7 protein-coding genes are annotated in these 9,615 nt (G+C 71.4%); all 7 read right to left on the bottom strand.

Annotated features, from left to right (window positions below; translation table 11 throughout):
• Nucleotides 1-2: 2 nt before the first annotated feature.
• The 7 genes from gspE to rho all read right to left on the bottom strand — a co-directional run bounded on the left by gspE (nucleotide 3) and on the right by rho (nucleotide 9,368).
• Nucleotides 3-1,799, bottom strand: a complete 1,797-nt coding sequence (gene gspE / locus MNZ39_RS14300; RefSeq protein ID WP_242339627.1) for a type II secretion system ATPase GspE — start codon at nucleotides 1,797-1,799, stop codon at nucleotides 3-5.
• 34 nt (nucleotides 1,800-1,833) lie between these two features.
• The gene (gene gspD / locus MNZ39_RS14305; RefSeq protein WP_242339629.1) at nucleotides 1,834-4,575 is read right to left on the bottom strand and encodes a type II secretion system secretin GspD; all 2,742 of its coding nucleotides are present in this window, start codon (nucleotides 4,573-4,575) and stop codon (nucleotides 1,834-1,836) included.
• A 20-nt stretch (nucleotides 4,576-4,595) separates the two neighbouring features.
• Nucleotides 4,596-5,627 (bottom strand): type II secretion system protein GspC, encoded by a 1,032-nt coding sequence (gspC, locus tag MNZ39_RS14310; protein WP_242339631.1) that lies wholly within the window; start codon nucleotides 5,625-5,627, stop codon nucleotides 4,596-4,598.
• 146 nt (nucleotides 5,628-5,773) lie between these two features.
• Complete coding sequence (locus MNZ39_RS14315; RefSeq protein WP_242339633.1) at nucleotides 5,774-7,198, bottom strand: sigma-54 dependent transcriptional regulator; 1,425 nt, start codon at nucleotides 7,196-7,198, stop codon at nucleotides 5,774-5,776.
• A 58-nt stretch (nucleotides 7,199-7,256) separates the two neighbouring features.
• Nucleotides 7,257-7,427, bottom strand: coding sequence for a hypothetical protein (locus tag MNZ39_RS14320; protein WP_242339635.1), 171 nt, complete (start codon nucleotides 7,425-7,427; stop codon nucleotides 7,257-7,259).
• Between the two features lie 122 nt (nucleotides 7,428-7,549).
• Complete coding sequence (gene rpmE, locus MNZ39_RS14325) at nucleotides 7,550-7,921, bottom strand: 50S ribosomal protein L31 (protein WP_242339637.1); 372 nt, start codon at nucleotides 7,919-7,921, stop codon at nucleotides 7,550-7,552.
• A gap of 133 nt (nucleotides 7,922-8,054) precedes the next feature.
• A complete protein-coding gene (gene rho, locus MNZ39_RS14330; RefSeq protein ID WP_242339639.1) occupies nucleotides 8,055-9,368 on the bottom strand; it encodes a transcription termination factor Rho in 1,314 nt (437 codons plus the stop codon).
• Nucleotides 9,369-9,615: the final 247 nt, after the last annotated feature.

Below are 9,615 nucleotides of genomic sequence, written 5' to 3' on the forward strand. Positions count from 1 at the left end.
GCCTAGTGGAGGTCCTCGGCGGTCACGGAGAGCACCTCGGCCGCCGTGGTGATGCCGCGGGCGACCTTGTAGGCGCCGTGCTCGAGCAGGGTGACCATGCCGTGGTGGACGGCGGCCTTCTTGATGGTGGTGGAGTCGACGTTCTTGAGGACGAGCTGGCGGACGTCGTCGTCCACGAGCATGAGCTCGTAGATCCCGGTGCGGCCCTGGTAGCCGGTGTTCTGGCAGGCCGGGCAGCCCCGCGCCTTGAACACGGCCTGCGGGCTCCCCGCCTTGCGCCAGATGGCGTCGGTGAGGCCCACCTGCGCGCGCTCCTCCTGCGTGGGGACGTACGGGGCGCGGCACTCCGGGCAGAGCACGCGCACGAGCCGCTGCGCGAGGACGCCCACGAGCGACGACGCCACGAGGAACGGCTGCACGCCCATGTCGACGAGGCGGGTGATGGCGCCGGCGGCGTCGTTCGTGTGGACGGTCGAGAGGACGAGGTGGCCGGTGAGCGACGCCTGGATCGCGATCTCCGCGGTCTCCAGGTCGCGGATCTCGCCGACCATGATGACGTCGGGATCCTGGCGGAGGAACGAGCGGAGCCCGCCGGCGAAGGTGAGCTCGATCTTCGGGTTCACCTGCACCTGGCCGACGCCCTTGAGCGGGATCTCGACGGGGTCCTCGATGGTGAGGATGTTCAGGTCGGGCGAGTTGATCTGGGCGAGCGCGGCGTAGAGCGTCGTGGTCTTGCCGCTGCCCGTGGGGCCCGTCACGAGCACGATGCCGTGCGACCGCGTGATGAGCCCGTCCATGATCTTGCGCTGCCAGTCCTCGAACCCGAGCTGACCGAGGTCGAGCACCACGTTCGACTTGTCGAGGAGGCGCATCACGATCCGCTCGCCGTTCGCGGTGGGCACGGTCGAGAGGCGGATGTCGACGTCCTTGCCCGCGATCTTGATGCGGATGCGGCCGTCCTGCGGGAGGCGCTTCTCGGCGATGTTGAGCCCGCCCATGATCTTGATGCGGCTCGAGATGGACGCCTGGAAGCGCTTCGGGGGGCGGATCACCTCGCGCAGCACGCCGTCGATGCGGTAGCGGACGGAGATGTCCTTCTCCTCCGGGTTGATGTGGATGTCGCTCGCGCGCTCCTTCACCGCGCGGAAGAGGAGCGAGTTGACGAGGCGGATGATGGGCGCCTCGTCGTCCGCGTCGAGGAGGTCGGTCGGCTCCTCCAGCTCGTGCGCGACCGACTCGAGGTCCTCGGTCTCGAGGTCCTCCATGAGCCGCTCGTGCTCGTCGGCGGCGCGGTCGTAGACCGCGTTGATGGCGTCGACGACCACCGCGCCCGGCACGACCTCCGGCGCGATCGCCGCGCCGAGGAGCATCGCGAGCGAGTCCTGCGCGGCCGTGTCGAGCGGGTCCGCCACCGCGACGCGCACCGCGTCGCCGTCGTGACCCACCGGCAGCACCCGCGCCTGCTTCGCGAAGTTGATGGGCACCTTCTTCAGCAGCTCGGGCGGGATCCGCTCCGGGTCGATCCGCTCCAGGAACGGGAGGTCGAGCTGCGCCGCGAGCGCGCGGAGCACCGCCTCCTCGCTCACCGCGTGGGCGCGGACGAGGATCTCGCCGAGGCGCATCCCCGCGTGCTCGCCGCGCTGCGCGAGGAGCGCCTCCTCGAGCCGCTCCGGCGCGATCACGCCGGTGACGACGAGGATCTCCCCGAGCGGCCTCCCGCAGAGCCGAGCGGGCGCGGCGCCGGGGAGCGGCGGCGGGACGGGGAGGCGGACTGCGTCGATGCGGGCTTCGTCGGACATGGCAGATCTCGTGCAACGGGCGCGGCGCGTCCGATCATTCCTCCGGCGGCTGCGGCTGCGGCTGCGGCTGGGGCTGCTGGGGCTGACCCGCCGGCGGCGCACCGCCGTACGGCGGCGCGGGGGGCGCGGCCTCGCCAGGCGCGGGCGCCTCGGGCTGGACCTCGAGACGCTCCCCGGCGCTGGGCTCCCCGTCGCCGGGCGCGACGCCGGACTCGGGCTCGGTCGGCGCGCCGTCCTGCTCACCGGGCGTCGCGGGTGCCCGCTCGGGCCGGGGCGCTCCGGTCGGCGGCGCGATGAGCCGCTCGCCCGGCGCGCCCGTGCCGCCGTTCTCGAGCTTCAGTGACTCCTCCGACACGCCCGCCCGGATCTTCGAGTACGGCCCGGCCTTGCGCGTGAAGTCCACCGCGACCTGGTAGCTCGGCTGCCGTCCGTAGAACTGCTCGATGAAGTCCTGCTGCTCCTTTCGCTTGCGCTCGTAGATGCGCCGGTAGTCCGTCTCGTCCCGGATGATGTACGGCGTGAGGAAGAGGAGCAGGTTCGTCTTCTGCTTCGTGGTGGTCGTGTCGCGGAAGAGCCAGCCGAAGATCGGCAGGCTGCCGAGGACCGGGATCTTCTTGACGCTGCGGACGTTCCGCTCCTGGATGAGGCCGCCGATGACGATGGTGCTCTGGTCCTTCGCCACGATGAGCGTCTTCGCGCTGCGCTTCGCGGTCGTGGGGCCGAGCTGCGTGTCGCGGTCGACGATCTCCTCGGTCTGCTCCTCGATCGCCAGCCGGACGTTGCCGCCCTCGTTGATCTGCGGCTTGATCTTGAGCCGGAGCTCCACGTTCTGCCGCTGGATCGGCGCGTAGAGCGAGGAGAGCCCGCCGATGCCGAGCGTCGAGCCGAGCGCCGACGTCCCGCCGGTGGTCCCGGACAGCAGGTTGGAGAGCCCCTGCGGCGCGAAGCCCGCCTGGAACGGCACGTTCTGTCCGACCGTGATCTCCGACTCCTCGTTGTCCGAGGCGAGGATGTGAGGGGTCGACAGCACGTTCACGTCCGAGCTCGACTGCAGCGCCTGGACGAGGATCCCGAGCGACGGGAGCTTCACGCCGAGGAGATCCTCGACGACCCCGGAGGAGGGGCCGTTGAAGCCGGTCAAAAACCCGCCGAGCGAGATGACGTTGTTGAGGTTGAAGGAGGAGACGCGCCCCGGCTCCGACGCCAGCGGGATGAAGCCCTTCTCGCCCTTGTAGTCCACCGGGACGACGCCGTGCGCCCCCACGCCGAACTGGGTCGAGTCGTTGAGGTTCACCTCCATGATCACGGCCTCGACGAACACCTGCCGGCGCGGCCGGTCGAGCTTCTCCACGAGCCGCTGGATGGCCTGGAAGTCGGCGCCGCTCGCCTGCACGAGGAGGGCGTTCTGCGCCTTGTCCGCGGTGACCTTCACGTCGCCGCTGAAGAGCGACGCGGTCACGTCCGAGGCGCCGCCCGGGCGCGCGGACGGCGGCGCCCCGGGCGGCGTGCCCATGGCGGTGGGGACGGGCGTCGGCGAGAGCCCGCCGGGCGCGCCGGGAGCGCCGGGCGCGGTGGTGCCGGTGCGCTTCCCGGCCGCCGTGCCCTGGGCGAGGTTCGACAGCGTCTGCGCGAGCTCCTCCGCGTTCGCGTTCTTGAGGAACACGACGTGGATGCCGCCCTCCGCGCTCGTCGGCACGTCGAGCTGCTCGATGAGCTCCATGAGCCGCTGGAAGCTCTTCTCGTCCGCGATCACGATGAGCTTGTTCGTCCGCTCGTCGGGGAGGACCTTGGAGACCGACACCTCCACGGAGCCGGACACGTCCGGGGCCGCCTGCGGCGGGCGCGGCGGGATGGCGCCCGGCCGGGCCGGCGAGGTCGGCGAGGAGAGCACGGTGCGGCTCCGCCCCGCGCCGCGCGCGCCGCCCTGCTGCGCCTGGAAGATCTGGTTCACCTTGTCGGCGATGTCCTTCGCCGACGCGAAGCGGATCTGCACGATGCGCACGAGCTCGCCCGCGCCGGCGCGGTCGATGGCCTCGATGAGCCGCTCGATGCGCCGGATGTTGAGGCCGATGTCCGTGACGATCAGCATGTTGGGCGGGATCGCCTGGATGTCCGCGCCCTGGGGCGAGATGAAGTTACCCATGATCCCGCGGAGCTGATCGGCGTCCGCGAAGTTCAGGCGGATCACCTTCGTGATCGGCTGCTCGCTGTACGGCGTCGCCTGATCGCCCACGTAGGTGGGGATCGGGTTCTTCTTCGCGTCGGCGGTCCGGACGAGCTTGAAGTACTTGCCCGTCGGGTACACGCTGATGTTGTTCGAGTTGAGCGCCGCGATGAACGCCGCGTACGCCTCCTCCGCGGTCACCGGCGTCTTCGAGAGGAGCGTGATCTTCCCGCGCGCCACGTCCTCCGTGAACATGAAGTTCCGGCAGGTCCAGCGGCTCGCCTGCTCGAGCACGTCGGCGATGTCGGCCTTGTTGAACTGCAGCATGAAGCGCCCCTGCATCGGGACGCAGCGCTCCGCGGGGCGGAACGTCTGCGGCTGCTGGGGCTGCTGCGCCGCCGGGCGAGCCGGGCGCCCGTTCTGGCCCTGCGCCCCGGGGGGCGTCACGGGGGGCGTCACGGGGCGTGGCGCGCCGGGCGTGGCCGTCGCGGGCGGGCGGGGGGGCGCGGGGCGCGGGCCGGCGGTGTCGCCGCCGGGGGGAGGACGGATCGGCACCTGCGCGGAGACGAGGGCCGGGACGAGGACGAGCAGCGTGGCGAGGCGGTTGCGCATGGAAGGCTTTCGACCCTGCGTCACGGGCCGCTGATGGAGTACTCCTTGCGGATGACCTGTCCCCCGCGCTCCAGCTCGATCGTCACGCGCTGTGACTCGCGCAGCTTCTGATAGAGCTCGAGCGCCTTCTCGGGGGAGTTGATCTCGTATCCGTTCACCCGCTGGATGACGTCGCCGTTCTCGATGCCGATCGAGGCGTAGAGCGAGTTGGGCTGGATGGAGAAGAGCTTGAACCCGTTCGCGGCGCCGTTCTTGAAGGACGGCACGATGCGCGCCTGGGTCGCGATGGTGTTGAGGTTGCCGAGCGTCGAGTCGATGACGCCGCGCTCGATCTCGTACTTGTTCTGGCCGACCTCGCGCACGCCCTCCATGGGCGCGCGGCCACCCGGCGCGGGCCCGCCGCGCGTGGGCGGCGGCACCGGCGCGAAGCCGAGGTTGCCGGAGGCCTCGCCGCCCGAGGCGAACGCCGAGCCGCCCTCGAAGTCGAGGTACTCCTTCGTCCCCTTGTTGCAGACGATGGCGACGAGGCGGAACCCGTTCCCGGTGGCGTCCGCGTCGTCCCGCACGCGCTCGAGCCCGAGGAGCCTCGCTCCGCCGACCTCGTCGCCCACGCCGACGACCTTCGCCTCGCGCGTGTTGAGGTCGAGGATCGTCGCGAGGGACTGGCGCGCCCGCTCGGCGATGACGCCGACCACGAGCTGCAGGCGGAGGTCGCTCTTCGTCGGCGCGGCGTGCGGATCGTCGCAGTTCTGGGGGGCGAGCGGCGCCTGCGCGACGTCGGCCTCCACCTCGCGCGGCGGCTCCTGTCCGATGAGCTTGAAGAGCTTGTCGACGTCGAGCGTGGCGGGGAGGGTGGGGCGCGGCGGCGCGGTGGGGAGGCTCGCGACGTCCGCCCGGGGCTCCGGACGGATCGCGGCGCCCGCGAGCGTGTTCACCGTCTTGGCTGCGAGCCACGCCGCCACGAACAGCAGCGCGAGGTTCGCCGTCCAGGCGTACTTGCGGAAGAAGAGGTCGAGCATGGGAGCGCCGCGCGGGGAGGGAGCAACGGCCATGCCACGCCCTCGTGCCGGATACCCTGGTCAACCCCTGGATGCCACAGGGAAATCCCGGCTGCTCGCCCACCGCACCGGCGGCGTGGCGGCGCTGGATGCCAATTTGGCAAACGCGACCCGCGGGAGCTGGAGTCGCTGCCAGTTTGTCAGCGCTCGGCGTCCGGCTCGTCGCCCCCCGGAACGGGCTCGACGAGGCGCCCCTCCTCGTCCCGATCGAGCTTCCGGTAGATCGTCCGGGCGGCGATGCCGAGGAGCTGGGCGGCGAGGTTCTTGTCGCCGCGGGTGTGCTCGAGCGTGCGGCGGATCACCAGCCGCTCGATCTCGTCGAGCGTCGTCCCGAGGGGCACGGCGAGCGTGGCCGGGGCGGCCGCCGGCGCGCCGGCCGGGCCCGCCGCGGCCCGCACCGCCTCGGGCAGATCGCCGAGCTCCACCGCCTCGCCGCGCGTGAGGATCACCCCGCGCTCGACGGCGTGCAGGAGCTCGCGGACGTTGCCCGGCCAGGCGTACCGCTCGATCGCCGCGACCGCCGCGGGCGAGAACCCCGAGATGGGCTTCGCGTTCGCCTCGGCGAAGCGACGCAGGAACGCGCCCGCGAGCAGCATCACGTCCTCCCGCCGCTCGCGGAGCGAGGGCAGGCGCACCGACACCACGTCGAGCCGGTAGAACAGGTCCTCGCGGAAGCGCCCCGCCTTCACCTCCGCCGCGAGGTCCTTGTTCGTCGCGGCGACGACGCGCACGTCCACCCGGAGGGGCTCGGTGCCGCCGACGCGCTCGAGCACCCCGTCCTGCAGGAAGCGGAGGAGCTTCACCTGCACCGACGGCGACATCTCTCCGACCTCGTCGAGGAACAGGGTCCCGCCGTGGGCGCGCTCGAAGCGCCCCTCCTTGCGGGCCGCGGCGCCGGTGAACGCGCCCTTCTCGTGCCCGAAGAGCTCGGACTCGAGCAGGCTCTCCGGGATCGCCGCGCAGTTGATGGGGACGAACGGGCCCGCGGCGCGCGGGGAGAGGTCGTGCACGAGCCGCGCGGCGAGCTCCTTGCCCGTGCCGCTCTCGCCCGCGAGGAGCACGGTCGCGGAGGTCGGGGCCGCCTGGCGGAGCGTGTCGAGCACGGCGCGGAACGCGGGCGCGTTGCCGAGGAGCCCGCCCACCGCGCCCGAGGAGAGCTCGGCGAGCTGCGCGCGCAGCGCGCGGTTCTCCGCGACGAGCGAGGCGCGCTCGATCGCCTGCCGGACCGACTTCACGATCGCGTGCCGCTTCACGGGCTTCGTGATGAAGTCGTAGGCGCCCTCCTTCATCGCGGCGACCGCGGTCTCGACCGTCCCGTAGGCGGTCATGAGCACGACCTCGGTCTCGGGCGAGAGCGCCTTCACCGCCCGGAGCAGCTCCTCGCCGCTCATGCCGGGCATCATGAGATCGGTCACCACCGCGGAGACGCGCTCGCGCCGCAGCACCTCGAGCGCGGCGGCCCCGCTCTCCGCGAGCGCGACGCGCCAGCCCTCGCGCTGGAAGATCCGCGCGAGAGAGTCGAGGTTGGGCTTCTCGTCGTCGACGATGAGGACGAGCGGGGTCACCGGGCGAGGATAGCAGCGCGGAGGGCCTGGGGCCCACGTGCGCGCGGCGCTTCGGTCGTCAGGGCGCGGGCGGCGCCGCGGCGGGGGGCTGGGCGGGGCGGGCCGTGGCGGGCTGCGGACGCACGCCGAGCGTCACGCGCAGCTCGTCGCCGTAGAGCGCGATCGCCCCGGCGGCGAGCGCGACGAGCGCCCCGGTGATGACCGCGTACTCGACGAGTCCCTGCCGCACGACGGCGACCTGTAGACCGTCCCCCCGTGCGCGTTCAAGGTGCGGGGTGTGCCCACCCCTGAAATGCGAGAGGCGGCGCCCGGGGGGACGCCGCCTCGTCGCTGCACCGGAGCTCTCGAGGGCTACTCGCCCTTCGCCTCGGCGGCCGGCTCGGCGGGCGCCGCCTCGGCCTTGGGCTTCGCCGACTTGCCCGCCTTGGCGCGCTTCGCCGCGCGGTTCTCCTTCGGCGCCTCGGCCTTCTTGGCCGGCTCCGCCTTGACGGGCTCGGCCTTCTTCGCCGCCTCGGCCTTCGCGGGCGTCGCCGCGTAGCGGGTCTTGAACTTCTCGATGCGGCCCGCCGTGTCCATGATCTTCTGCTTGCCCGTGAAGAACGGGTGGCACTGGGCGCAGATCTCGATGTGGAAGTCGCCGCGCGTCGAGCGGGTCTCGATGACGTTCCCGCACGCGCAGGTGACCTTCGCGGGCTTGTAGTCGGGGTGGAGCGCTTCCTTCATGGTGACCTCGGGGCCGCTTGCATCGGGCAGGTCTGCCGATGGTCCGGGCCCGGTGATGATGATGTGGAACTGGGCGATCTAGTCGGATCGGGGGGTTGCGTCAACCCCGGCGTGCGCGCGCCGCCTCGGGCGCCTACTTGCCCCCGCCCACCATCATCTTGAAGAACTCCTCGTGGTTCTTCACCTGGCGGAACTTGTCGAGGATGAACTTCATCGCCTCGACGTTGTCGAGGCCGTTCAGGATGGTCTGGCGCAGGATGTAGATCTTCGAGAGCCAGTCGGCCGGCAGGAGCAGCTCCTCCTTGCGCGTGCCGCTCTTCCCGATGTCCATGGTGGGGAAGATCCGCTTCTCCATCATCTTGCGGTCGAGCACGATCTCGGAGTTCCCGGTGCCCTTGAACTCCTCGAAGATCACCTCGTCCATGCGGCTGCCGGTGTCGACGAGCGCGGTGCCGATGATCGTGAGCGAGCCGCCCTCCTCGATGTTGCGGGCCGCGCCGAAGAAGCGCTTGGGCTTGTGGAGCGCGTTCGAGTCGACGCCGCCGGAGAGGATCTTGCCGGAGGGGGGGACGACCGAGTTGTAGGCGCGGGCGAGGCGGGTGATCGAGTCGAGCAGGATCACCACGTCCTTCTTGTGCTCGACCAGCCGCCGCGCCTTCTCGATCACCATCTCGGCGACCTGCACGTGCCGCGTGGCGGGCTCGTCGAAGGTCGAGGCGACGACCTCGCCCTTCACGGTCCGCTCCATGTCGGTCACCTCCTCGGGCCGCTCGTCGATGAGCAGCACGATGAGGGTGCACTCGGGGTGGTTCGTGGTGACCGCGTGCGCGATGTTCTGGAGGAGGACCGTCTTGCCGGCGCGCGGCGGCGAGACGATGAGGCAGCGCTGGCCCTTGCCGATCGGCGAGAACAGGTCGACGACCCGGGTCGTCATCTCGTTCGGATCGTGCTCGAGCGCGAGGCGCTCGGTCGGGTAGAGCGGCGTCAGGTTGTCGAAGAGGACCTTCGACTGGTTCTCCTCGGGCTGCTCGCCGTTGATCGAGTCCACCCGGAGGAGCGCGAAATACCGCTCCCCGTCCTTCGGCTGGCGCACCGTCCCGCGCACGGTGTCGCCGGTGCGCAGGTTGAAGCGGCGGATCTGGGAGGGCGAGACGTAGATGTCGTCCGGACCGGGCAGGTAGCTGAAGTCGGGGCTGCGCAGGAAGCCGAAGCCGTCGGGGAGCACCTCGAGCGTGCCCTCGCCGCCGACCTCCATGTCCTCCTTCTTCTCCTCGGCGACCTTCGACTGGGCCTGGAGGATCGCGAAGATGAGGTCCTGCTTCTTCATCGCCCCCGCCGCCTCGATCTCCAGGCTGCGGGCGAGCTTCGCGAGCTCCGCAACCTTCATGTGCTTGAGATCGGTGAGGCTCGACGGGGGAGACGCGGCGGGCTGAACGGCGGCGGGCATGTCTGTCTCGGGGAGGCGGGGCGCCCGGTCGGGAGGCGCGCGGCGCGGGTGCGCGACTGCGTGCGGTCTCGTGAGGAAACCGGAGGAGAGGCAGGAAACCTATGCGGCCCGTCCCGAGGTGTCACCGTGCGCGGGCCGGACGGCGCGGTGCGCGAGGTGATCCGGCGGCGGGTGTCCACCGAGGATGACGGTGCCGATGCGGGGGCGGGGGAGTGAGCGTCCCGGTCCTCGTCCTCTGCCTCGGGAA

The sequence above is a fragment of the Anaeromyxobacter sp. SG66 genome (assembly GCF_022690805.1).
Taxonomy (GTDB): Bacteria; Myxococcota; Myxococcia; order Myxococcales; family Anaeromyxobacteraceae; genus Anaeromyxobacter; species Anaeromyxobacter soli.

Excerpts from the sequence above, each read along its gene's own strand:
- gspE (WP_242339627.1), bottom strand. The coding sequence starts at position 1,799 with ATGTCCGACGAAGCCCGCATCGACGCAGTCCGCCTCCCCGTCCCGCCG.
- gspD (WP_242339629.1), bottom strand. The coding sequence starts at position 4,575 with ATGCGCAACCGCCTCGCCACGCTGCTCGTCCTCGTCCCGGCCCTCGTC.
- gspC (WP_242339631.1), bottom strand. The coding sequence starts at position 5,627 with ATGGCCGTTGCTCCCTCCCCGCGCGGCGCTCCCATGCTCGACCTCTTC.
- rpmE (WP_242339637.1), bottom strand. The coding sequence starts at position 7,921 with ATGAAGGAAGCGCTCCACCCCGACTACAAGCCCGCGAAGGTCACCTGC.
- rho (WP_242339639.1), bottom strand. The coding sequence starts at position 9,368 with ATGCCCGCCGCCGTTCAGCCCGCCGCGTCTCCCCCGTCGAGCCTCACC.